20 protein-coding genes and 2 pseudogenes are annotated in these 23,903 nt (G+C 61.7%); 10 read left to right on the plus strand and 12 right to left on the minus strand.

The window, feature by feature from the left end; genetic code table 11:
• Positions 1–38 precede the first annotated feature (38 nt).
• Complete coding sequence (locus tag KQ659_RS11405; RefSeq protein ID WP_226915550.1) at positions 39–860, plus strand: OmpA family protein; 822 nt, start codon at positions 39–41, stop codon at positions 858–860.
• 175 nt (positions 861–1,035) lie between these two features.
• Here the strand turns inward: KQ659_RS11405 and KQ659_RS11410 are convergent, their stop codons facing one another.
• Both KQ659_RS11410 and KQ659_RS11415 read right to left on the minus strand, forming a co-directional pair.
• A complete protein-coding gene (locus KQ659_RS11410; RefSeq protein ID WP_226929950.1) occupies positions 1,036–2,457 on the minus strand; it encodes a M20/M25/M40 family metallo-hydrolase in 1,422 nt (473 codons plus the stop codon).
• Positions 2,458–2,696: 239 nt separating this feature from the next.
• Entirely contained in the window at positions 2,697–3,311 is a 615-nt protein-coding gene (locus KQ659_RS11415) for a phosphoglycerate mutase family protein (RefSeq protein ID WP_216688683.1), read from the minus strand.
• A 175-nt stretch (positions 3,312–3,486) separates the two neighbouring features.
• Between KQ659_RS11415 and KQ659_RS11420 the strand changes: the two genes are divergently transcribed.
• The 3 genes from KQ659_RS11420 (at position 3,487) to KQ659_RS11430 (ending at position 6,079) form a co-directional block, all read left to right on the plus strand.
• Positions 3,487–4,167: a response regulator transcription factor gene (locus tag KQ659_RS11420; RefSeq protein WP_216688682.1), complete on the plus strand. Its 681-nt coding sequence runs from the start codon at positions 3,487–3,489 to the stop codon at positions 4,165–4,167.
• 241 nt (positions 4,168–4,408) lie between these two features.
• Positions 4,409–5,788, plus strand: a complete 1,380-nt coding sequence (locus KQ659_RS11425) for a sensor histidine kinase (protein WP_216688681.1) — start codon at positions 4,409–4,411, stop codon at positions 5,786–5,788.
• A 36-nt stretch (positions 5,789–5,824) separates the two neighbouring features.
• Positions 5,825–6,079: a hypothetical protein gene (locus tag KQ659_RS11430; RefSeq protein ID WP_216688680.1), complete on the plus strand. Its 255-nt coding sequence runs from the start codon at positions 5,825–5,827 to the stop codon at positions 6,077–6,079.
• Positions 6,080–6,155: 76 nt separating this feature from the next.
• Here the strand turns inward: KQ659_RS11430 and surE are convergent, their stop codons facing one another.
• Positions 6,156–7,022, minus strand: a complete 867-nt coding sequence (gene surE / locus KQ659_RS11435; protein ID WP_216688679.1) for a 5'/3'-nucleotidase SurE — start codon at positions 7,020–7,022, stop codon at positions 6,156–6,158.
• 311 nt (positions 7,023–7,333) lie between these two features.
• Between surE and KQ659_RS11440 the strand changes: the two genes are divergently transcribed.
• From KQ659_RS11440 to KQ659_RS21830, 4 genes and pseudogenes are all read left to right on the plus strand, one after another.
• A complete protein-coding gene (locus KQ659_RS11440; RefSeq protein ID WP_216688678.1) occupies positions 7,334–9,124 on the plus strand; it encodes a M14 family metallopeptidase in 1,791 nt (596 codons plus the stop codon).
• Positions 9,125–9,687: 563 nt separating this feature from the next.
• A pseudogene (locus tag KQ659_RS21820) lies at positions 9,688–9,828 on the plus strand (alpha-amylase); the annotation flags it as partial.
• Positions 9,829–9,929: 101 nt separating this feature from the next.
• Positions 9,930–10,253, plus strand: a complete 324-nt coding sequence (locus KQ659_RS21825; protein ID WP_226915549.1) for an alpha-amylase family protein — start codon at positions 9,930–9,932, stop codon at positions 10,251–10,253.
• A complete protein-coding gene (locus tag KQ659_RS21830) occupies positions 10,235–11,245 on the plus strand; it encodes an alpha-amylase domain-containing protein (protein WP_226915548.1) in 1,011 nt (336 codons plus the stop codon). Before KQ659_RS21825 ends, KQ659_RS21830 begins: the two co-directional genes overlap by 19 nt.
• A gap of 258 nt (positions 11,246–11,503) precedes the next feature.
• Here the strand turns inward: KQ659_RS21830 and KQ659_RS11460 are convergent, their stop codons facing one another.
• The 3 genes from KQ659_RS11460 to KQ659_RS11470 all read right to left on the minus strand — a co-directional run bounded on the left by KQ659_RS11460 (position 11,504) and on the right by KQ659_RS11470 (position 14,163).
• Complete coding sequence (locus tag KQ659_RS11460; RefSeq protein ID WP_216688677.1) at positions 11,504–12,001, minus strand: DUF4112 domain-containing protein; 498 nt, start codon at positions 11,999–12,001, stop codon at positions 11,504–11,506.
• A gap of 82 nt (positions 12,002–12,083) precedes the next feature.
• Positions 12,084–12,845, minus strand: coding sequence for a COG4705 family protein (locus tag KQ659_RS11465; protein ID WP_216688676.1), 762 nt, complete (start codon positions 12,843–12,845; stop codon positions 12,084–12,086).
• 280 nt (positions 12,846–13,125) lie between these two features.
• Entirely contained in the window at positions 13,126–14,163 is a 1,038-nt protein-coding gene (locus tag KQ659_RS11470) for a hypothetical protein (protein WP_216688675.1), read from the minus strand.
• 85 nt (positions 14,164–14,248) lie between these two features.
• On the opposite strand from KQ659_RS11470, the pseudogene KQ659_RS11475 reads away from it, so the two are divergent.
• Positions 14,249–14,973, plus strand: a pseudogene (locus tag KQ659_RS11475) (IS5 family transposase); the annotation flags it as partial.
• A 655-nt stretch (positions 14,974–15,628) separates the two neighbouring features.
• Here the strand turns inward: KQ659_RS11475 and KQ659_RS11480 are convergent.
• Complete coding sequence (locus KQ659_RS11480) at positions 15,629–17,176, minus strand: sigma 54-interacting transcriptional regulator (protein WP_216688673.1); 1,548 nt, start codon at positions 17,174–17,176, stop codon at positions 15,629–15,631.
• A gap of 130 nt (positions 17,177–17,306) precedes the next feature.
• Complete coding sequence (locus tag KQ659_RS11485; RefSeq protein ID WP_216688672.1) at positions 17,307–18,410, minus strand: vWA domain-containing protein; 1,104 nt, start codon at positions 18,408–18,410, stop codon at positions 17,307–17,309.
• 187 nt (positions 18,411–18,597) lie between these two features.
• Here KQ659_RS11485 and KQ659_RS11490 point away from each other — a divergent pair, with 187 nt between their 5' ends.
• A complete protein-coding gene (locus tag KQ659_RS11490; protein WP_216688671.1) occupies positions 18,598–18,879 on the plus strand; it encodes a DUF427 domain-containing protein in 282 nt (93 codons plus the stop codon).
• A gap of 144 nt (positions 18,880–19,023) precedes the next feature.
• Here KQ659_RS11490 and KQ659_RS11495 read toward each other — a convergent pair whose 3' ends face one another.
• The 4 genes from KQ659_RS11495 to KQ659_RS11510 form a co-directional block, all read right to left on the minus strand.
• Entirely contained in the window at positions 19,024–20,004 is a 981-nt protein-coding gene (locus tag KQ659_RS11495; RefSeq protein WP_216688670.1) for an acyl-ACP desaturase, read from the minus strand.
• A gap of 145 nt (positions 20,005–20,149) precedes the next feature.
• Positions 20,150–21,817 carry a hypothetical protein gene (locus KQ659_RS11500; RefSeq protein ID WP_216688669.1) on the minus strand — a complete coding sequence of 556 codons (1,668 nt, stop codon included), beginning with the start codon at positions 21,815–21,817 and terminating at the stop codon, positions 20,150–20,152.
• 45 nt (positions 21,818–21,862) lie between these two features.
• Positions 21,863–22,714: a phytanoyl-CoA dioxygenase family protein gene (locus KQ659_RS11505; RefSeq protein ID WP_216688668.1), complete on the minus strand. Its 852-nt coding sequence runs from the start codon at positions 22,712–22,714 to the stop codon at positions 21,863–21,865.
• Between the two features lie 58 nt (positions 22,715–22,772).
• Positions 22,773–23,723, minus strand: coding sequence for a glycosyltransferase (locus tag KQ659_RS11510; protein ID WP_216688667.1), 951 nt, complete (start codon positions 23,721–23,723; stop codon positions 22,773–22,775).
• Between the last annotated feature and the right edge of the window lie 180 nt (positions 23,724–23,903).

The following is a 23,903-nucleotide window of genomic DNA, read 5'->3' on the forward strand; positions in this document are numbered from 1 at the left end:
CGAGGTCTAATCGACTTCTTTACTTCTCTTTCACACTTATGAATTTCCGCCTCCTCCCCACCATGCTGCTAGGTGCCACGCTGCTGGCACTGCCCGGCTGCAACCAGAAAGAAATCGCGGCCCTGCAACAGCAGAACTCCGACCTCACCAAATCGCGCGACCAGCTGGCGCTGGAAAAAAATGCCCTGGCCTCGGCCAAAGCCCGCAACGAGGATGAGCTACGCAACTCGATTCTCAATAAAAACCAGCAGGTTAGCCAGCTGAATCAGAATCTGGGCGATGCCGAAACAGACATCAAGAACAAGAATGCCGACCTGCAAAATAAAAACGCCCGCATCGCCGACCTGCAAAATGCCCTGGCCCAGAAAGATGCCGCTACCAAAGCCCTCCGCCAGCGCGTTTCGGATGCCCTGCTGGGCTTTAACGCCCAGGATTTGCAGGTGAGCGTGAAAAACGGCAAGGTATACGTGTCGCTTTCCGAGCAGCTGCTCTTCAAATCGGGCTCGACCAAAGTAGACCCCAAAGGCCAGGATGCCCTGCGCAAGCTGGCCACCGCCCTCAAAGACAACAAGGACGTGAACGTGCTGGTAGAAGGCCACACCGACAACGTGCCCATCAAAGGCACCACGGCCAGCGGGGCTAAGGACAACTGGGACCTGAGCGTGATGCGGGCCACGGAAATCACCCGCCTGCTCACCACGGCCGGCATGGACCCCGCCCAGGTTACGCCCTCGGGCCGCTCGATGTACATGCCCGTGGTGGCCAACGACTCCCCCGCCAACAAGGCCCTGAACCGCCGCACCGACATCATCCTCACGCCCAAGCTCGACGAGCTGTTCTCGATTCTGGGCCAGAACTAAATCACTGATTTTTGCGGATTAACCGTGATTTCGCTGATTCGCTAACGGAGTCTTCCGGCGATTCCGAACACGAGCCCGCTATGAAACAGAACGGCCCCACCCGCGCAAGCAGGTGGGGCCGTTTCTACGGAAAAGAAATCAGCGAAATCACGGTTAATCCGCGAAAATCAGTGATTTACAAGCCATACTTGCTCAGCAGGTAAATCAGCGACGCCATGCTGGCCCCGCCCAGCTCCAGCTCGCGGCGGTTCACTTTGTCGAAGGTGTCGGCGGCGGTGTGGTGAATGTCGAAATAGCGTTGCGAGTCGCACTTGTAGCCGATGAGGGCTTTGGGGTGCACAGCGGCTTGCAGGGGCTCGATATCGGTGCCGGAGTGGCCGGCCGTTACGTCGGCGGCGTGGTAGGGCCGCAGCAGCGGGGCAAAGCGGGCCAGCTTGGCCACCGTGGCGGGGTCGCCCTCCACGGTGAAGCCGCGCGGCGTGAACCCGCCCCCGTCCGACTCGATGGCGGCGAGGTGCGTTTCCTGATTCTGGGCGGCCAGGCGGGCGTATTCGTTGCCGCCCCGGGTGCCGTTTTCTTCATTCATGAAGAGCACGGCGCGTACCGTGCGCTCGGGCTTGAAGCCGGCGGCGCGCAGCAGGCGTAGGGCCTCCATGCTTTGCACGCAGCCGGTGCCGTCGTCGTGGGCGCCCTGGGCCAGGTCCCAGGAATCGAGGTGGCCACCCACGGTGATGATTTCCTGCGGGAATTTGCTACCCTTGATTTCGCCTACCACGTTGTAGCTTTTTTCGTCGGGCAGGGTAATGCACTCCATTTCCAGCTCAAACTGCAGGTCGGGGTTGGCCTTGAGGAGTTGGCTGAGCCGGTCGGCGGCATTGGTGCTAAGGGCGGCGCCGGGCACCTTGGCCACGCCCTCGACGTAGCGCATGGTGCCGGTGTGCGGGTTATCGTCGCGGGCGCTGGTCATGGAGCGCACCAGGGCCCCCACGGCCCCGCGTTTGGCGGCTTCGATGGCCCCGTTGGCGCGCTGGTCCACGGCCCCGCCGTAGGCCGCGCCCGGCTCAATGAGGACATCGTTGAAGGGCCGGTTATAGAATATGAACTTGCCTTTCACGGCCGCTTCGGGCAGATTTTTCACTTCTTCCAGGCTGTGCACTTCCACCACGCCGGCCTTCAGCTTGCCGCCGGTGCTCACCGAGCCGCCCAGGGCGCACACCGGCACCCGCACGCCTTTGTCCTTATTCCCAATGATTTCGCCGCGCTCCTTGCTGCCGCGCACCCAGTGTGGCACCATCACCTCCTGCAGGTACACGCGGTCGAACCCGGCTTTTTCCATGGTGGCCTTGCCCCACTCCACGGCCTGCTGGGCCTGCGGCGAGCCCGACAGGCGGGGCCCGATGGTGCCGGTGAGGTAGCGCAGGTTGTCGTAGCTCTCGCCGCGCAGCAGGGCTTCATCGAAAATTTTGCGCAGGGCCAGCGAGTCGGTCTGGTCGGCTTGGGCCGCAGCGACGGGCGCGGGAGTGCCCTTGGCTTTTTTGCGCGACTGGGCCTCAGCCGGAGCGTTGATGACCAATAGGGTGCCGGCCAAAACCAGCATTTTTTTTACGTAACAAGGCATAGAGCGACAAGCTGAAATCCGCGACCGTAGTGGCCGGGCGTGGGCGAAAGTACGGCGGCGGGCCATTGCGGGGTGCGGCCCCGGCCAGCAGCAGGCCCGGAAGTTGCCGGAGCAGCTACTGGTGCAGGGCCTCAAAAGATAAGGCCGCCGCCCCTCACGCAGAGCAGTGAGAAGCGGCAGCCTTGGGCATCTTTACCGGCTTTGGCAAGCCGCAGCGGCTACTTCATGGGCGCAGTCTGAACCATGGGTGCAGCCTTGCCTGGTTTGGGACTCTGCCGGCGCTCGGGGCCATAGCCGCGCATGTCGACGGTGGGCATGGCTCCTTCCACCAAGCGCACGGTGAAGAGGTATTCGTAGTCGTTTTCGCCGATTTCTTCCACCGGCGGGGTAGCCCCAAAATCGTCGATGAGCGAGAGCACGTTGTTGGAATGACCCACGATAACCACCGATTTTCCGGCGTATTCTTTCAGAATGCGGTCGGTCAGGTCACGGCCCCGTTTCGGGTCGTACACCTGCGGCTCCAGCTTCAGGGCCTCGGCCAGGGGGGCCAGGGTGGCGCGGGTGCGCTTGGTTTCGGTGGTGAAAAGGGCCGCCGGGTGGTAGCCCATCAGGGTTTTGCGCAGAGCCAGGGCGCGGGTCTGGCCCAGGGCCGAGAGCGTAGGGTCGGTGCGGTCGGTGGTCGAATCTTTTTCGGCGTGGCGCACAATGTACACCGTCGTGACAATGGGCTTGGCTTTAGATTTGGATTTGACCGGGGCCTGGGCGGCGGCGCTGTTGGCCAGCGTGACCAGGGCCGCCAACAGCAGCGGCCAGAATAGGAAGCAGTGTTTCATCAGAAAAGCAGGAAGAAAACGTGGCAAGATGTTGTGGGGAAAGATACGCCACAAAGTTTGAGGGGGCTGAATCGTTGGCCCGGCCCGGAATGAAAACCGTCCTTCATGTCCCGTTCAGATGCACATGTCGTATGTTGTACCCGAAAGCCTCACCCGTCACCCTCTTTTTTGCCCCATGCACGTTCTGCTCATCGAAGACGAAAAAAGCCTGCACCAAGAAATGCGGCAGTTTCTGCTGCAAGCCCAGTACCTGGTCGATTCGGCCTACACCTACGCCGAGGCCTCAGAAAAGCTCTACGTGAGCAGCTACGACTTCGTGCTGCTCGACCTGGGCCTGCCCGGCGGCGATGGCCTCGACCTGCTCCGGGAAGCCCGCCTGAATGAAAACCAGGAGGCCTCGTTCATCATCCTCACCGCGCGCGGCGCGCTCGATGACCGCATTCGCGGCCTCGACCTCGGGGCCGACGACTACCTGCCCAAGCCGTTCTCGCTGCTGGAGCTCACCAGCCGCATGCAGGCCATCACGCGCCGCAAGTTCAACCTTAAGCGACCAGAAATTACCTTCGGCCAAGGCTTTAGCATGGACCCCAACGCCCGCATCGTGCGGCACGGCGGCCAGGAAGTGCCCCTCACCAAAAAGGAGTTCGACCTGCTGCACTACCTGCTGCTGCACCGGGGCCGCGTCCTCACGCGCCTGCAGCTGGGCGAGCACCTGTGGGGCAACGTGCTCGAAGACGATTCCGACTCGAACTACATCGACGTGCACATCAAAAACGTGCGCAAGAAGCTGGCCCAGTTCGCCTCCTCCGACTTTCTGGAGACGGTGCGCGGCATCGGCTACCGGGCGGCGGAGTAGCAGCAAAATGGCAAGTGAGTAAGTGAGTGAATGGGAGTTGCACGCTGGTAGTACCGAGTAAATTTGCTGGTGCTTCCTTCTTACCAGCAGCATTGCCGCTCTCGGCCTTACTCATTTACTCACTGGAGCTGTTTAGAAAGTCACAAAAGGTACTCAAACGGTCATGCTTCGCTGCGCGCTGCATGACCGTTTGAGTACCTTTTGTGACTTTCTAAACAGCTCCACTTACTCATTTACCAAAATGCGTCTCGAAGCCAAGCTTGCCCTCTTCAATGCCCTGTCCAAGCTGCTGCTGGTGCTGCTGGGGGCCCTGGTGATTCCGCCCATTGTGCAGCGCGTGGCCGTGGCCCACACCGACCTGTACCTGCGGGCCAAAAAGCAGCAGGTGCTGGCCCTCATTGCCCGCGATGGCCTGCAGGCGTTCGAGCGCGGCGAGCGGGTCGAAACCTACGCCGACTACAACATCTTCAAGCAGGAATACATTACGCTCACGCCGCTAGCCGCCGGCAAGGCCCTGCCGCCCGAGCACATCTTTGAAGAGCCCCGGCAGGTAGACCAGCAGGTGGAGGATTTTCGGATTCTGAGTTTTGCGCGGCCGGCCCAGGCGGCGGGCCAGCCAGCATTTCGGGTCGAGATTGGCTCCTCCCTGGAAACGGTGGAGCTGCTGACCGGGACGCTGCGCAACCTGGCCCTGTGGGTGCTGGTGGCGGCCTCGCTGCTCACCGTATTTTCCGATGCAGCCTTTGCGCACTACCTGCTAGAGCCCCTGCGCGAGCTGACTATACGCAAGCTGCGGGGCATCCGGCAGCCGTCGGATTTTCAGTTTGAACCCATTGATACCGATACCACTGACTTCCGTCGCCTCGACGACCGGTTGAACTCGCTGATGCGGCAGGTGCAGTCGGCTTTTGCCAAGGAGCGGGAGTTCATGAGCAACGTGAGCCACGAGCTACTCACCCCGGCCAGCATCCTGCAATCGCGCTTCGAAAACATGCTGCAGGACCCCACCCTGCCCGAGCAGCACGCCCAGCAAATCGTGGAATCGCAGCGCACGCTCTACCGCCTGCGCAACACCGTGCGCACCCTGCTGCTCATCGCCAACATCGAAAACGAGCAGTACCTGCGCAACGAATCGGTGCGCCTGAGCACCGCCGTGGCCGAGGTGGCCGAGGAGCTGGACGACCGCCGCCAGCAGCGCGACATTACCCTGGAAGTAGACATTACCGGCGACGACACCCGCCCCCTCGCCAACGCCAGCCTGCTGCACACGCTGGTGCGCAACCTGCTCTCCAACGCCATTAAGTACAACCGCGAGGGCGGTAGCATCCGGGTACTGGGCCGCCCCCTGCCCACCGGCGGCTACACGCTGCGCGTGGAGGATTCCGGCCCCGGCATCGCCCCGGAAAACATCCCGTACCTTTTCGACCGGTTTCGGCGCTTCAACTCCAACGCGCCCGGTTCGCCGGAGGGCTACGGGCTGGGGCTGCCCATTGCCCAGACCATTGCGGGCTTTCACGGGGCCACGCTGCGGGCCGAGTCGGAGGTGGGCCGGGGCACGGCATTTATCCTGGATTTTCAGCCGGCCACCAAATTATTGGTGGGATTCATGCCGGCTTCATAGGGGTACTGGTAGTTTCGGAAAGTCATTCTACTTTCCGTGCGTACTCTGCTGAAAATCCTGCTTGGTAGCCTGTTGCTGTTGCTGCTGGTGGCCCTGGGCACCGAGGTAGTGGCCCTGCACCGCAGCGCCCTGCCCCTGCCCGGCCTGACGGCCCCGCCCATGGTGGTGCGCAAATCGACCACGGCCCCCATGCCGCCCAAAACGGTGCGGCTGGTAGTGGCGCACCACTCTTCGCCAATTAAAACGCGCGAATCCGCGCTTCCTGCCCACAACAAAGCGCCGGCTAACTAGCCAAGTTTTTTTAAGCTTGTCATCCTGCGCATTCTGTTTTAATCGCAGAATGCGCAGGGTGACAAGCTTAACAGAATTATTCCTGGTTGGCTACCCCGTAATCTTCCGAGGACACGGGCTGGGGTGGGATGGCCACTTCCTGCGCTTCGGGCAGGGGCAGCTGCCACTGCTGGCTGAGGTGGGCCAGGCCTTGCATGGCAGTGAGGTCGAACTTGCAGGGCACGATGGACACGTAGTTGTGGGCCAGCGCCCACTCGTCGGTATCGGTGCCGGGGTCGAGGTTTACGAACTGGCCCACCAGCCAGTAATACGGGCGCTGGTAGGGGTCGAGGCGGCGGTCGAACTCCTCCTGCCACTTGGCACGGGCCTGACGGGCCAGACGCAAACCGGCAATGGGCGTTTCGGATTTCTTGGGGATATTCACGTTGAGGGCCGTGCCGGCGGGGATGCCGTGGTCGAGGGCGTGGCGGCACACCTGGGTCACCCACTCGGCCGCGTGCGAGAAATCGGCGTTCGGGCCGTACTCGCAGAGGGAGAAGCCCACGGCGGGCAGACCTTCAATGGCTGCTTCAATAGCCGCCGACATAGTGCCTGAGTACAACACGTTTACCGAGGCGTTGGAGCCGTGGTTGATGCCGGACACCACGAGGTCGGGGGTACGGTCTTTGAGCACGTAGTGCTTGGCGATTTTCACGCAATCGGCCGGGGTGCCGGAGCATTCGTAGGCAGCCACCTCGGGGCCGAACACCGGGTTTTTGGTGAGGCGCAGCGGGTGGCCGATGGTGATGGCGTGGCCCATTCCGGACTGCGGCGAATCGGGGGCGACAACCACGACTTCAGCCCCGAGGGCCACCATGGCTTCAACGAGGTGGCGGATGCCGGGGGCAGTGATGCCGTCGTCGTTGGAAACGAGAATAAGGGGGCGCGGGAGGGCGGCGGACATGGGCTAAGGATGTTTAGGGTTGGGCAAAGGTAGGCGGAGGCAGAAACTCCCCTCCTTTTTTAAGGAGGGGATGTTCGCGCGAAGCGCGGACGGGGGTGGTTAGGGCGTTGAACAGCTTAGGGCGGGTTTCGTTCGGGATTATCCCAACTGCCAGCCAATGCTACCTAACGCTACCTACCGCCATCCAACGCCAACAACCACCCCAGCCGGCGCTGCGCGCCGGCGTCCCCTCCTTAGCTTCGCTGACCTTCGGTTGGTAAGAAGGTGAGTTTCTCGCCGGGCATCTTCTTCCCTGCCGTTCCTTTGCAGCTATGTTCATCCTGCTCCTTGCTTCGCTCATGGCCCTTGCTCCCACCCTGCCCGCCCCGGCCCCGGCCTGGCGCACGCCCTTCGAAAACGACCCAGCCGGCAACACCACGGCTACCTACGCCGAGTGCATCGCCTACTACCAGAAGCTGGCCGCCGCCTACCCCACGCACCTGCACCTGGCCGAGGCCGGCCCCACCGATGCCGGTCGGCCGTTGCACGAAGTGGTGCTGAGTAGTGCGGTAAGCTTTAGCTTGCCGTCGAAGGAAAGCCCGGACGGCAAGCTAAAGCTTACCGCACGCAAACCGGTGGTCTTCATCCAGAACGGTATCCATCCTGGCGAGCCGGAGGGCATCGACGCGAGCATGATGCTGGCGCGCGACCTGATGCAGCAGCCCCGGCTGCAAAAGCTGCTGGCGCAGGTCACGGTCGTCATCGTGCCCGTTTATAATATCGACGGGATGCTGAACCGCAACTCGACGACCCGCGTGAACCAGAATGGGCCGGCGGCCTACGGCTTCCGGGGCAATGCCCGGCACCTGGATTTGAACCGCGACTACATTAAGCAGGAGTCGCGCAATGCCCGGTCCTTCGCGGCGCTGTTCCAGAAGTGGCAGCCCGATGTATTTGTGGAAACGCACACCTCCAACGGGGCCGATTATCAATATACCATGACACTCATTGCCACCCAGCACAGCAAGCTGGCCCCGGCGCTGGGCACCTACCTGCAGGGCCAGCTGCTGCCGACGCTTTACAAGCGCATGGAGCAGAAGAAGTGGCCGATGACACCCTACGTGGACTTTGAGGGCCAGACGCCGGAGAGCGGCCTGCGCGCTTTTCTGGAATCGCCGCGCTACTCCACCGGCTACGCGGCGTTGTTCAACACCATTGGCTTTATGCCCGAGACGCACATGCTAAAGGCCTTCGCGCCCCGCGTGCACGCCACCTATGACTTCCTGCTCACCATGCTCGAAACCGTGGGCCAGCAGGCCCCCGCGCTGGCAGCCGCCCGCACCCAGGCCGCCGCCGACATGGCCGCCCAAACCACCTTCCCCCTCGTCTGGGCGCTGGACGAAACCCAGCACGAAACCGTGCAGTTCCGGGGCTACGAGGGCCGGATGAAGCCCAGCGAAGTGAGCGGCCAGCCCCGCCTCTACTACGACCGTGCCGCGCCCTTCACCCGGCCCGTGCAATATTTCAATACTTTCAAACCAACCGCCACCGCCGGCCGACCCACGGCCTACATCATTCCCAAAGCCTGGACGGAGGTGGCCGATATCCTGCGCCGCAACGGGGCCACGCTGGAGCCGCTGACCCGCAAGGTGACCGCGCCGGTGGAAGCGTATTATTTCGAGGATTTCAAGACCACGCCCAAGCCCTTCGAGGGCCACTACGTGCACAGCCAGGTGCGCCTGCAAACCCGCCCGGAAACCACCACTTTCCTCCCCGGCGACCTGGTGGTGTACCTGAACGATGCCGCCCCCATCCGCTACCTGATGGAAACGCTGGAGCCGCAGGCCACCGACTCCTTCTTCGCCTGGGGCTTTTTCGACAGCGTGCTTCAGCAGAAGGAGCATTTCTCCGACTACGTGTTTGAGGACCTGGCCACCGACCTGCTCCGCCGCGACCCGAAGCTGCGCGAGCGGCTGGAGAAACTCAAGCAGGACAACGCCGCTTTTGCCGCCAACGGCCCTGCTCAGCTCGAATGGGTGTACCAAAGCTCGGCCTACCACGAGCCCGGCCACAACCGCTACCCGGTGGCGCGCTGGCTGGGCCCGGGCAAGCTGGGCGAGTAGGGCCAGCACCGCCCGCCGGGCCGCAGCACTTACCACCCGGGCAGCCCGGCACCGCCGGAGCCGGATATGTTGAAAATATTTTAAACAAGGCCCATATTTTGGGCAAAATTTTGCATTATTTAATTTTTTTAGATATTATTTTTATGATATTCTCATGCTAAATCGTTGCGCTTTGGAGTGAAATACAATTTTCGGCATCGATTGTGGGGGTAAATTAGCAGGAGTGCAAATGCCAAAGTCCTATACTTTAATAGGGTTTAGCCGGCGCTGTGCCTTTCGGCTTCACACTCCAATTCCCACCACTTTATGACACAATTTCTCCGCAGGGCAGCCTGCGTATCGCTCGCTGCTGCCCTGTTGCTGACCGGCTGCGCGAAAGAAACCCTCACGCCGGGCGCAGACGCGCCCACCGCTGTGCCCCCCGGCTACCTCCAACGCCACCGTGGTAAATGGGGTGATGATGCAGGGCTTCTACTGGGACGTGCCCACCAGCACACCCGCCGACCTGGTGGCAGAACCTGGGCAGCAAAACCACCGAGCTGAGCCAGGCCGGTATTACAGCCGTGTGGCTACCGCCGGCATACAAGGGCTCGGGCGCGCTGGACATGGGCTACGGCGTATATGACCGTTACGACCTGGGCGAGTTCAACCAGAAGGGCACCGTGGCCACGCGCTACGGCACCATCGGGCAGCTGCGAAGTGCCATTGGGGCGCTGCACGGCCAAGACGTGCAGGTGTACGAGGACATGGTGATGAACCACTTTCCTCGGCCGATGCCCAGGAGCTGGCCAACGGCCAGTACAACGTGTACACGAGCTTCACCTACCCCGGCCGCAACAATACCTACAGCAACTACCAGTGGCACTGGGGCAATTTTACGGCAACCCAGCAGGCCCTCAACAACGGCTGGTACCAATGGAAAGCATACGACTTCCAGCCCTACGCCAACGGCGACGCCTACGATAACCTGCTCGGCTCCGAGATTCAGTACAACAACCCTTCGAACGTCAACGAAACCATCGGCTGGGGCAACTGGGTTACCACCAAGCTCAGCCTCGACGGCTACCGCCTCGATGCCACCAAGCACATGTACACGCCCTTCGTGAACCAGTGGCTGGGGATGCGGTGAAGGGCACTTCGGGCCGCTTCGCGGTGAGCGAGGCCTGGTTCCGCAACCTAGGCGACATGAACAACTACGCCGCCAGCACCGGCGGCCGCACCAGCCTGTTCGACGTGCCGCTGCATTACCTGTTCAACGACATGAGCAACGGCAATGGCAGCTGGGACATGCGCGGCCTGCAGTTCGCCGGCTTCACCGAGGCCAACGGGGCGTTGTCGGTTTCGTTCGTCGATAACCACGATACCGACCAGACCGGCGGCGCGCTGTTCTCGCCGGTTTCCAACCTGAAAATGCTGGCCTACGCCTACATCCTCACCCGCGACAAGGGCTACCATTGCGTGTTCTACCGCGACTATTACGAGTACGGCCTGGGCGCGCAGATTAAGAAGCTCATCGCCATTCGCAAAGCCAACGGCTACGGCGCGGCCGCCGAATACACCAGTGTGAATGATGCCAACGTGTACGCCTACTCCCGCGCCGGCGACACCTCGCACAAGGGGCTGATGGAGCTGCTGAATGACGGTGGCAGCGCCGCCAGCAAGGGCATCACCACCCCCTTCAAGAGCGCCTCGCTCACCGATGCCACCGGCAACAACGCCGGCACCATCACCACCGATGCCAACGGCTACGCGGTGTTCCCGGTGGGGGCCCGCTCCTACGCCGTATGGGTGCCCACCAGCGGCACCACCACCCCGCCCCCCACGGGAGGCACCACGGCCGTGGCTTTCAACGTGACCTACAGCGGCACCGTGAGCGGCCAGGATGTGTACGTGCTGGGCAGCACCGCCCAGCTCGGGGCCTGGAATACGGCCAACGCCATCAAGCTCAGCGGCGCGGCCTACCCCGTCTGGAAAGGCACCATCAACCCGACCAGCGGCACGGCGGTTAGCTTTAAATACATCCGCAAGGACGCGGCCGGCAACGTGCTGTACGAGGGCGGCGCCAACCGCACCTTCACCCCCAGCGGCACCAGCCAGACGCGCAACGACACCTGGCAGTAAGGCCTGGCTTTTGCGACACATTAGAAAGGCGGACCCATTCGGTCCGCCTTTTTTTGGAGTTGTTTAGAAAGTCACAAAAGGTGCTCAAACGGTCATGCTCCGCTGCGCGCTGCATGACCGTTCGGGGACTTTCTAAACAGCTTCTTTGTATGTGCAAGACGTTATGGCCGGCAAATCTTTCCTTTTTGCTTGTTATTAGGAAAAGTTCTATCAGTCAGACGGCGACCTTATGCGAATGGATGTTTCAGCAGCAGCTCCTTAGCTGAGCTGGTGCCAGCCCCAGCGCAGCAGCAACACACTACCCCAGCCCACCAACCCCACAATGGCAACCAGCACCACCAGCAACAGCAGTATCAGGCCCCGGCCGCTGCCGCCGTGCCGTCCCTCGGCGTAGTGGCGGCGCAGCAGGGCCACGTTGCGCTCGTTGCTTTTGTAGGCAAAGTCGAACACGTTGCCGATGATGGGAATGCCGCCCACCACCGTATCGATGAGAATATTGAGCGCCATGCGCACCACTACCGCCCCACTGGCCCCGTGCCGCGCCATGGTGAGCAGCAAGGCAATGGAAACCACGGTGGTCGACAAATCACCGACCACCGGGAGCAGCCCCAACAGCGGGTCGAGCCCGAAGCGGAAGCGGGTACCCGGCAGCTGAAACTGGCTGTCCATAAGCCGAGCCACGCGCTCGACCCAGCGCAGGCGCTCATCGGCATCGAAGGAAGGGAACGGTGGTGGTGGCTGAGTTCGGGGAAGCATAAGCAGGGCTTTCGGGGCAGTACGTACATTGACGACCAAACGATGGCCCACGCGGCGCGAAACCGGCCCGACGGCCCGGGGCCTAACGGGCCGCGATGCCGCCCGGCTCAGCCACACCCGCCGGCTTGCGGCGCAGCGTTTCATACAGCACCAGCGCCACCAGCAGCCCAAACAGGATGAGCGAGGAACCTTCGGTACCGAAGCCCAGCCCCTGCTTCGCGGTGGGCTTGGTGAGCAGGTCGCCAAACGTGGCCCCAAACGGCCGCGTGAGCACAAACGCCGCCCAAAACAGCAGCACCCGCGAGATGCCGGTGAAGTAATAGGCCAGCACCAGCACCGCCAGCAGGCCGCCAATGAGCAAGGCACCGCCCCCAAAGCCCAACCCGGAATCATCGGCCAGAAAATCGCCCAGAGCCGTGCCCAGCGTGTTCGACACCAGAATGGCGGCCCAGTAAAAGACCTCCCCGGTGCGCGTCCTGATTTCCGTCACGGACAACGACTTTTCGCGCAGCCACCACAGGCCCAACACCAGCCCCAGCAGCGACACCAAAATCAACGAGCCGGTGGCATAGCCCAGGCCCAAGGTACGGTCCATGTAGTCGGACATGGTGGTGCCGGCCGTGCTCGTGGCCAGAATGGTGGCCCAGTACAGTACCGGAATGTAGCGGGACATGGCCAGCTGGCCAGCCAGCACCACCAGGAATATACCCAGCAGAATAAGCGAGCTGGTGCCGTAGCCCACGTTCATGGTTTGGGCCAACAGGTCGCCGGCGGTTTCGCCAAGGGTGGTGGCGCAGATTTTGGTAATCCAGAACAGCAGGGTGACTTGGGCGATTTTATTCATGGGAAATCCTGAGTGGTGCACAAAAATCACTGATATTCCTGTCTGTTTTCTGTTATTACGCAGATAAAATGCTGCTGTATTCAACTCAACTTGACGAGCTAAATGGTGAAGCTGTTTAGAAAGTCCCCGAACGGTCATGCAGCGCGCAGCGAAGCATCTTGCTCGCATCCTCAGGCCCGTTCAACGATGCGAGCAAGATGCTTCGCTGCGCGCTGCATGACCGTTTGAGTACCTTTTGTGACTTTCTAAACAGCTTCGGTATTTCAGGAGTATAACTGCATTATTGCGTCGGCAGCGGCGGCGGCCCCGACAGCCGGACGCGGGCAATTTTGTAGTAGTGCGCCAGAAACAAATTATTCTTCTGCCCAGCATCCTCAAACAACTCTACGTGGACATCTGCGCGCTGCCGAGCCGATGGAATGGGGGCGAGCAAGCCCATAGCTCGCGGCAACTGCAAAGGCGGCAGCACCGCTTCGGCCCCACCTCGGCGGCTGACAGCCGCCAGCCGCTCGTAGCGAGCCTGCATTTGCAACGCATAGTCGGGGGCCATGAACAGCAGTTCCTGCCAGGCGCGGCGGGCTTGGCCCGTGAGCAGTAGCACCAGCGCCAGCCCCGTAAGCGTGAGCGTAGCGGCCTGCCCACGCAGCCGGCCGGGCCCGGCCGGTGCCCACTGCCGGACCCACAGTGCCAGCACCGTAGTCGACACTAGTAACTGCACCACCAGCACATTAACTACCCGGTCGGGCATGGCTTCCACCCATTTATCGTGCATAAAAAATGCCTTCAGGAAGGCTACTCCGGCGCAGTTCAACAGGACGTAACCCGCCAGCACCAGTACCAACTCCCGCCGCCGGGGACGCGGGCGAACCTGCCCGGCCGAAGTGAGCAGCACGGCAGCAGCCAGCACCAACGCAGCCCCGGCCACCGGTGGGCGAGCCGTCATGCGTGCCGCCGCGAGGGCAGTGCGCGGAGCCAGCAGTACCCAGCGGTGATAAGGCCCGGCCGCATCGGGGGCGGCCATGCCGTGGCGCTGCCGGTTGCCGGGAGCGCCGACAAGCAGCCCCGCCGTAAGGAGAAACGCGCCGCCCCATACCATCCACAGCCCCCGAAAACCGACTGGCGCAGGCATACCGCTGGCCCAGGGCCAAGCCCCCAGCCCAGCCAGCAGCACGCCGCAGCATAGCATGGCCACTTCGCCACCGCCCACGGCCCCTACCAAACACACCGTAGCCACGCTGGCCCAGCGCCGCCGATAAGGTGCCCCCGGGAGCAACTGCCTCGCCCGGAGCGCGGCGGCGGCAAAACCCAACGTAAGCACTAGAGCGTGAGGATAATTACCTTTGCTTTGGCAATCGTTTATAACGAAGAAATTATTTATGCGAAGACATGAGATTAGCGATGCTCAATGGCTGGCGGTGAGCCCCCTTTTGTCGGGCAAAGCCACGGATTGCGGGGTAACGGGCAAAGACAACCGCTTGTTTTTCAACGCAGTCGTGTGGATAATGCGCACCGGCTGCCCGTGGGCCGACCTACCCGAACGCTTCGGCAAATTCAACACCGTGTGCAAGCGCTTCCGGCGTATGGCGACCAAAGGGGTTTGGGAGCGGGCCTTCCAGGCCCTACAAGCCCCCGAACTGGACTGGGTCATGCTCGATTCGACCGTCGTGCGGGCGCACCAGCATTCAGCAGGCCAAAAAAAAGCACCGCCGCCACCGAGTGCCTCGGACGCAGCCGCGGGGGCATCGGCACCAAAATTCACGCCTGCGTGGAGTCGCTGGGCAACGCCGTGCGGCTGATTGCGACCGAAGGCCAGGCGGGCGACAGCCTGCAGGCGCTGCCCTTGCTGGCGGACCTGCAGCCGGGCAAAGTGCTGGCCGACACGGCTTACGACAGCGACGCAACCCACGCCTATTGCACCGAAAAGGGCATCGAAGCCGTCATTCCCAGCCATCCTAACCGGGTAGAACCCTTGGCAATGGACGAAGAAACCTACCGCGACCGCAACAAAGTCGAGCGCTTTTTTGGCCGCCTCAAGCAATACCGCCGCCTAGCCACCCGCTACGAAAAAACCGCCGTTTCCTTCCTCGCCTTTTGGCATATTGGTGCTACGCTAGATTGGCTTAGGTAAATAGATAAATCTTTGATTGTCCTCACGCTCTAGCGGCAGCATATAATTCACCGCCCCGCTGTACCAGAAAAGTAGCGTAAACGGCTCGGGTAGCGCATTCAGCGCCAATACGCCCACGGCCATAGCTAGCGCCCAGCTCATTCCACGGGCGGGCCCCATCTGCGCGGGGGGCTAGAGCCAGTTCCACGGCCCGCAACAGCTTCTGCAAGGCACCTATTAAGGCTAGCCCTAGCGCCAGCAACACCCCGCGTAACGCCCATAGCCCCGCCGGCGCAGCCCCATGGCGCGGTCCATATGACAACGGATTGAGCAGCGTAGATACGCCAATAGCTACAAAGCGTCCCGACCAGTACCAGTACCACTGCGCTCCCCAACGCCCCAGCTTGGCGACAGTGGCAGTGTTGTCGAAGTCATCGATGGCGGGCTGGGCAAATAGCATTAGCCCCAGAAAGGGCAGCAGCGCCAGCAGCAACAGGCCCATCATCACCGGACGGGAGCAAAAAAGCCGGGAGGGAGGCCTCATAAACACCGTAAAGATGCACCCTTCTTGGCATCAGCGCGAAGACTCGACACGCAAAAACGCCCCGCGCACCAATTGGTACGCGGGGCGTTTTCGTATTTCGGCGCGAACTGAAAGTCCGCGCTACGGCGGGGATTACCGGCGCTTGCGCGGCTTTTCCTCATCGTCCTCGTCGTCCTCATCCTCACCGAAGGTGGGCATGGTGAACATCGACGACAGTAAATCCTTGAACTGCGCGCCGGCCGTGAGGCGGTTGCGCGAAATCAGGCTGTGCTCGCTCAGGCCGTGGAGCAGGAATTCCATGAGGAAATAAGTGTGCTCGGGCGTTTCGTTGGGGTGCAGCTCGGTCACGATGTCGCGCAGGCCGGGCACCAGGTCGAGCGCGTGCTTGTAGTCCTCGGTGCTGGCGTCGTGCAGCAAATCCAGCGTGTGACCGTTGCCGAACCACTCCTGAATGGCCTTGTAGGGCGAGGGGCGGTTCTTGAGCTTCTTGCTCTTGTCGGGGTCGGGGAAGTAGTTCAGGAACAGCGTGCGGATGGCCTTACCCATCAGCTTCTCGGCCACTATGCCCGCACCCTCCTGCTCGCCTTCGTACACCAGCTCCACCTTACCCGTTACGGCGGGCACGGCCGAAATGAAGTCGCCCAGGCGCACGTAGGTGTTGGCTTCGCCATTCACCAAGGCGCGGCGCTCAGCCCCGGCAATCACCTGCTCGTAGGCCGAGATGGTGAGGCGGGCCGACACGCCCGACTTGGCGTCCACGAACTCGGAGCCGCGGGCCTCTACGGCCACCTGCTCCACGAGGTCGTGGATTACCTCGTTGCTGGTCACCATGCCCTTCTGCTCATCTTTAATGCGGGCTTCCTGCTTGGTGATGCGCTTGCCGATTTCAATCGACTTGGGGTAGTGGGTGATAATCTGGGCATCAATCCGGTCCTTGAGCGGCGTCACGATGCTGCCCCGGTTGGTGTAGTCCTCCGGGTTGGCGGTGAACACGAACTGGATATCGAGCGGCAGCCGCACCTTGAAACCGCGAATCTGAATATCGCCCTCCTGCAGAATATTGAACAGCGACACCTGAATGCGCGCCTGCAAATCGGGCAATTCGTTAATCACGAAAATGCCCCGGTGCGCCCGCGGAATCAGGCCGAAGTGAATCACCCGCTCATCGCTGTAAGGTAGTTTCAGCGTGGCGGCTTTGATGGGGTCGGCGTCGCCGATGAGGTCGGCCACCGATACGTCGGGCGTGGCCAGCTTCTCGGTGTAACGGTCGTTGCGGTGCATCCAGGTCACGGGCGTGTCGTCGCCGTGCTCGGCAATCAGATTTTTGGCGAACACCGACAACGGCTGCAGCGGGTCGTCGTTCAGCTCAGAGCCGGCCACCACGGGCATGTACTCATCAAGCAAATTGATGAGCAGACGCGCAATGCGGGTTTTGGCCTGGCCGCGCAGGCCAAGCAGGTTGATATGGTGCCCGGCCAGAATGGCGCGCTGCAACTCTGGAATCACGGTTTCATCGTAGCCGAAAATGCCGGGAAACACGTCCTCCTTCAGGCGGAGCTTGCGGATGAGGTTTTCCCGCAGCTCGGCTTTCACGGTGCGGGGCTTGTAGCCAGATTTTTTCAGCTGGCCGAGGGTGGTGATGTGGGCGGAGTGGTTGGTTGGAAGCTGGTCGTGGGACATGAAGGGGGATAATTGTCATCCTGAGCCGCGCGAAAGACCTTATCACGTCCGCGCCGTTTGAAATAGTATAAGCTGACAAAAGCAACCGTGATAAGATGCCTCCTTCGTCAGCACAACAAAAAAGATGATTTTACAGCGTCTTGCGCCGGTTTTTCTTGTAGTCTTCGAACACCAGGTGGCCCAACCCTTTCAGGCCCGAATAATACGCCTTGCCCTGGTTAACCTCCGTGAATTCCTCCACGAACTTCTGCAAGTACGGGTCGGAGGTAATCATGAACGTAGTGATGGGGATTTTGACGCGGCGGGCGGCGGCAGCCAGGTTCAGGGTCTTGTTCACCACTTTGCGGTCGAGGCCGAAGCTATTTTTATAATAGCCGCCGGCTTCTTTCAGGCAAGTGGGCTTGCCGTCGGTAATCATGAAAATCTGCTTGTTGGGCGTTTTGCGCTTGCGGAGCAGGTCCATGGCCAGCTCCAGGCCAGCCACGGTATTGGTGTGGTACGGCCCAACTTGCAGGTACGGCAGGTCCTTAATTTCAATCTGCCAGGCATCGTTGCCGAACACAATTACATCGAGAAAATCCTTGGGATACTTCTGCTTCACGAGCTCGGCCAGGGCCATGGCCACCTTCTTGGCCGGCGTGATGCGGTCCTCGCCGTAGAGAATCATCGAGTGCGAGATATCAATCATCAGCACGGTGCTGGTCTGGGACTTATGCTCGTTTTCGCGCACTTCGAGGTCGCCTTCGGTCAGCATAAACTCGTCGCTTTCCATGCCGTGGTTCAGCTGGGCATTGCGGATAGACTCGGTCATCTGAATCGACTCCATCGAATCGCCGAAGCGGAACTCGCGCAGGTCGGTGCTCTGCTCGTCGCCCTGCCCGGTGTGGGGCGTGCGGTGGTTGCCGGTACTGCTCTTTTTGAGCTTGCCGAAAATCTCCTCCAGCGCGCTCTTACGGATACCCTGCTCGGTTTTGGGCGTAATCTTGAATTCGCCCTTAGCTTGTTCATTTTCATCAATGTAGCCTTTTTTCTTCAGGTCATCGATGAAATTACCCATGCCGTAGTTGTCGTCGGTGAGGCCGTACTGCTTGTCGAGCTCATTGAGCCATTGCAGGGCCTCGCCTACGTCGCCGGAGGTGATGGTAACGAGCTGCATGAACAGCTTAAATAACGACTCAAAGCCCTTTTCGGGCTGGTCTTCGGGAACAAAATCGCGGAAGCGGAAGCCAACCATGTCATTTAACAATTAACATTTATCATTTAGCAATCGTATGGCGTGGACCATTCGAGTAGTAGTTTGCAAACACCTGAGCGAGCGTGGATGTTCATTAGTAGCACCGCTGGGCCATCTATCAGCTCAGCGTTTGCCACCAGCCGATACCAGTCAGGTGCTAAATGATAAATCTTAATTGTTAAATGAAATGAAAGCAATCTGGAACAACACCGTTGTGGCCGAGAGCGACAACACCGTAGTGGTCGAAAACAACCACTATTTCCCCGCCGATTCCATCAAAAAGGAGTTTTTTGAGGACAGCGTGGCCCAAACCAGCTGCCCCTGGAAAGGCCGCGCCAGCTACTACTCGCTGAGCGTGAACGGTGAGAAGAACAAAGACGCCGCCTGGTATTACCCCGAGCCGAAGGACGCCGCCAAGGAAATTGCCGGCCGCGTCGCCTTCTGGAAAGGCGTGAAAGTGGAGAAATAATCGCCGCCAACACTACTCTGAACACCAGAACGTCGGGCCAATACTGGCTTTGATTTAGGTTTTGGGGCAGCTATCGCCAAATGACAAAAGCCGCTTCCCAACAGGGAAAGCGGCTTTTTTTGATTTTCAGGCAGTAGCTCGAGGCTACGAAATCCACTTGAACTTGTACTCAAGCTTGGGCACGGCCATGCGGTCGCTCACGCGGCGCAGGCGGTTGGGCAGGGCCATCACGTAGTCGCGGGCCTTTTCAGCTTCGCCAGTGAGGTCGCTGAGGTGTTCAATATCCCAGTCGGCGATAAGCGAATCGAGGATATCGGTGTAGTCGGCGCTGGTGTACACGCCCAGGCGCTGGGCGGCATCGGTGAAGTGGCCGAAGGTTTTACCCATCTCCACGCCCATTTCGCGCATGTAGTGGGCGGGCATCACAATTTTCTTGCGCATCATGTCCTCGAAGGCCAGCATCATTTCCGAGGGGTCGTACTTGAAAATCTCGGTCACAAAGGACTTGTACACGCGGGCGTGGCGGTTTTCGTCGCCGGCAATCATGCCGCAGATTTTGGAGAGCTGGTCGTCGCCGGCGGTGCGGGCCAGCTGGCCCACGCGGCGGTGCGAAATATTAGTGGCCTGCTCCTGGTAGCTGGTGTACACGAAGGCACGGTACGGGTCGTTGGCCGTGCCGAGGTCGAAGGCGTCGTTGATGAGAAACTGGGTGCTCACCTCAAACTCGCGCATGTTCACGCGGCCGCTGAGGTAGAGGTAGCGGTTGAGGAGGTCGCCGTGGCGGTTTTCCTCGGCCGTCCAGCCCCGAATCCACTCGGCCCAGCCGTTGTTGCGGTCGCGGTTAATGTTATCAAGCTCGTAGAACCAGGCTTCGTAGTTGGGCAGGGCTTCCTCGGTGATGGTGTCGCCGATAAGCACGGCCAGCAGGTCGTAGCTGAGGCTACCGGCTTTTTCGCGCAGCTCCTTTACTTCGTCAAAAAACGTGTCACGGCGCGAATCAGGCAGGAAATCGGCGGGCTGCCAGCTTTCTTCCACACTTTTGAGGAAGGTGCTCATGTTCGATTTCACGAAGCCTTCCATCTGTTGCAGGACTTCGCTGCGGGTAGTCGATATGGAGGTTTGCATGGAAATGGGGCAAAAAAGCGTGAGGGGTTAATTAAAGAAACGCTTTTCGCGCAACAAAGGTCTTACCCAACCGTAGGGGGGCGGGTATAAGATTATGGCATTTTGACCGATTCGGCACCTAAAAAGTGCCTTTTCAGCCTCAATATCACGGATTATCCGGCCCCTGAAAGTGGTACACCCGTACCCACGAGTCGGGGCCGCAGGGTATTGCGGCCGCTTCGGGGTGGAGCAGCAGGCGCGGCCCGTCCAGGCCGAAGCGGCGGCTGAGCCAGTGCGCCGTTTCGGGGCTGAGCACCCACAGCGCCTGGAGCGACACACCAAAAGTAGGCCGCCGGGCCAGCCGACGGAGGCATTCGGTCTGGTCGGTGGTGCCGGTAAGGGCCTGGCGCAGGCGGGCCTGGGACGCATCGTGCGAAGACCAGCCGGTGAGCAGCAGCACCGGGCCGGGGCCGAGGGAATAACCGCGAAAGGGCGAGAGACTTTTCAGTAAATCGTTGGTGCCGGCCAATATGCGAACCGAGCCGCCACTCCGGGTCTGAATGTAACGCAGGCCGCTTTCGTGCTGGCGCCTCTCCTGGCTCAGGACCTGGTGGCGGTGCCAGGTTTTGGCCCCGTAGAGCAGCCCCGCCACCACACCGGCCAAGGCGAAGGCCGGCCACACGAACGCCGGCATCGCCCGGCGCGCCGAAGTCTCGGTTGGCTTCAGCAGAAACGCTCCATTGGCCAGCAACCAGAAATCGAGAATGGGCAGCTCCAGTCGCGGGGGCAGCTTGAGCCAGCCCGCCAAAAAAACCAGCATCCCGGCAAAGGCCGCCTGCACCAGCCAGAAGCCCACCGCGAACCCGGGCCGACGCCCGGCGGCAAAAGCCGTGGCCGCCAGGGCCAGCAACAGCGGGAAATAGTCGCGCAGCAGCAGGCCGGCGCGCAGGTACAGCTTGGCCGGCACTTCCCGGGTGAGAAAATCGCGCACGTCGAACTGGTAAGCCCGCTGGCACATTTCCTCGTTCACCACGGTCGCGTCGCCCATCAGCCACAGGCTCAGGGCAGCCGTGCCGAGGCTATCGGCCGGCGTGCGCGGCTGGGGCCGGAGCTGGTCGAAATCGAGAATACGGGCAAAATAACGGTCCCGGGCCTGGGTGTGGGCCTCGTTGGGCGTTTGAGCTGCGGCGGCCAGCAGGGTGGCCAGCACCAGCACAGCAACGCTGCCAGCCAACGTTGCCAGCGCCTGCCGCCAGCTGCCGGCCAGCCATACCACCGCCGGCAGGGCAACCGCCAGCCCCATTACGGCTAGGCTGGGCCGCATGCACCACGCGGCCAGCAGCCCCACAAGACCCACTGCCAGGGCCTTCCGGCTTCCCGGCCGCTGCGCCGCGAACAGCACCGCCGCGCCGGCCAGTAGCAGCGCCACCCGCACGTAGCTAAACCACAGCCAGTGCTCGACCCAGGCCAGCCCAAAAAACACAACCAGCGCCAGGGTTACGACCTCGGCCCGCCACCGCGGCCGCAGCAGCTTATCGAGCACCGCGAAAGTCAGCACCGTGGCCAAAAGCATGCCTCCCCCCAGCAACAGGCCAAACCACGGCACGGTGGGGACGGCCGTGTAGGCGGCCGCCAGCGCATGCCCAAACCCGTGGAAATATAGCGGCACCGAAGGCACCGGCCGCAGTGCAATGACGCCCGAAAACAGCCATGCCAGCAGCAAGTCATCGCTGGCTTCGAAGTAGCTGCCCAGGCCGGCCACCGTTGCGGCCACCAGCGCCAAAGGGAGCAGCGCTACGCGAATAAAAACGGTGAATCGGGCGGAATGCGGCACGGCGGCAAAGTGAATGAAGTCGCTAAGAAAGCTGGTTCGGCGGCATCAGGCGGGCCAGAAGCGCATTTCGAGCGACACCCGGGTGGCATCGGCGTTGAGGTTGGCGGCGGCCCCGTGCAGGAGGTAGGGCGAAAACACCAGTACCTCGTCGGGGCCGGGGTTGGGGCGCAGGGGGTGCAGCGGGCGCACCGGGCGTAGCACGCCGGGCACCGTGTAGGCCACGCCGTGGTAAATGGCCCCGCCGGCTGTGCGCTCCACGGCGCTTTCGGGCCAGTGGTGGCTGCCGGGCACCAGCACCAGCGACGACTGCGCGGTGCTGCCCGCCACGGGCAGGTAAATGTTCAGGGCGTTGCGGTAGCGCGGCAGCCAGGCGTCGCGGTGCAGAGGATTTTGGTCGGAGCGGTGGGGCCGCACTATGCGCAGGTGGAACACGGCCTCGTTCACGTTCGGGTTGTGCGCCTGCACTTGTTGGCCGCAGGCCGCGCTCACCAGCTGCTCCAGCAGGGCCGGGGCCACGGGCAGGCGGGCCAGGTCGTAGGCTTTGGTTTGGGCGATGACGGCCAGGTGGCGGGCAGCGTCGTCGCCCACGGCGTGGTGGTATTGCGTGATGTCGAAATCGGGGGCAACGGGGCAGCCGGCGGCCCGCAGGGCTTCGCGCAACAGCTCGGCCAGGCCCGCTTGCAGCTGCCGTTGGGCGGCACCGGACAGGCCCGGCACCACGGCAAAGCCTGCCGCCGCCCACGGTGCGCGGGCACTCAGGTCGGTGTCGTGGGCCAGCAGCACCTGCTCGCTGGCCACGGCCACGGGCGCCCCCTCTACCCGGTAGGCCAGAGGCTGCCCATCGAGGTGCAGATGGTCGAAGGGCATGGCATCGGCGGCCGGGTCGGTCGGATTCATGGCGGGGTAGGGCTCGCGGTAGAAGTTTGGATTGGAATCGTCAAAATTAACAGGGAATCTACGCCAACAGCCTACTCCACGCGGCCAGTGCGCGGTCGAGGAGCGTGAGGCGGATGGTTTGGCCCAGCAGTTGGCTCAGGGTACGCGCTTCGGCGTAGCGGTGGCGGCGCACGGCCTGGCGCAGCTCCCAGCGCAGGCGCACGGCCAGGGCGGCACGCTCGGCGGGGGTGCGGGCCAGGGCCAGGGCTTTGGTGCAGACGCGGATGGTGGAGGCCAGGTAGGGGTCGTGGCGCTGGTAGGCCTTGGCGCTCATGCTCCGCGGGTGCCTGCGCTTGCGGGTGGTCACTTCGTCGAGGTACAGAAACTGCCAGTCGCGGCTGGCCCGCACCCAGAAATCGAAGTCCTCGTAGGCCAGGGTGTCGTCGTAGCCACCCAGGCTTTGGAGGCAGGCGCGGCGCATCATCATGGTGGGCGTGCTGATGAAGTAGCGCCGCAGCACCTCGGCAAAGACCCAGCCGCTGGCGGGCGCGGGGCGCAGCTGGTTGGGGCCGTTGGGCCGGTGGTGCAGGCCCAGCGAGCGGCCGGCTTCGTCAATCAGCTCGCAATTGGAATACACCATGCCTACTACTGCGGCGGCGGCCTGAAACTGCGCTACCTGCAGTGCCACCCGCGCCGGCAGCAGCACGTCATCGGTGGCAAAGTCAATCACGAGCTCGCCTTCACTTTGAAAAAAGGCGGTGTTGAAGGCGCGGCAGTTGCCCACGTTTTCGGATAGTAGCAGCAGGTGCCAGGTGGGGTGGCGGGCGGCGTATTCGCGCAGGATGTCGGGACTGCCATCGGTGCTGGCATCGTCCACGAGCCATACATCCAGGTGCGGATAGGTTTGGGCCAGAACGGAATCAAGCGCCTCGCGCAGAAACGGCGCGTGGTTGTGGCTCAGCGCGATAATGCTGACGCCGGGCGCTTCGCTTAATGGAGAATGAGGAATGAAGAATGAGGAATTGGGCATGAAAAGACAGGCGGCAAACGGAAGCACAAGATTAATTCACCAACGACTTACAAAGTCAATGGCTGGCCGGCACATCGACGTATAAGACTTGAGTAGGTAGTCAGTAATAAGTAATCAGCAATGGGATTTCATCTATCTAAAAATCAGTCAATTTATTTCTGTCTTACTACCGATTACTGA

The organism is Hymenobacter siberiensis (genome assembly GCF_018967865.2).
GTDB lineage: Bacteria > Bacteroidota > Bacteroidia > Cytophagales > Hymenobacteraceae > Hymenobacter > Hymenobacter siberiensis.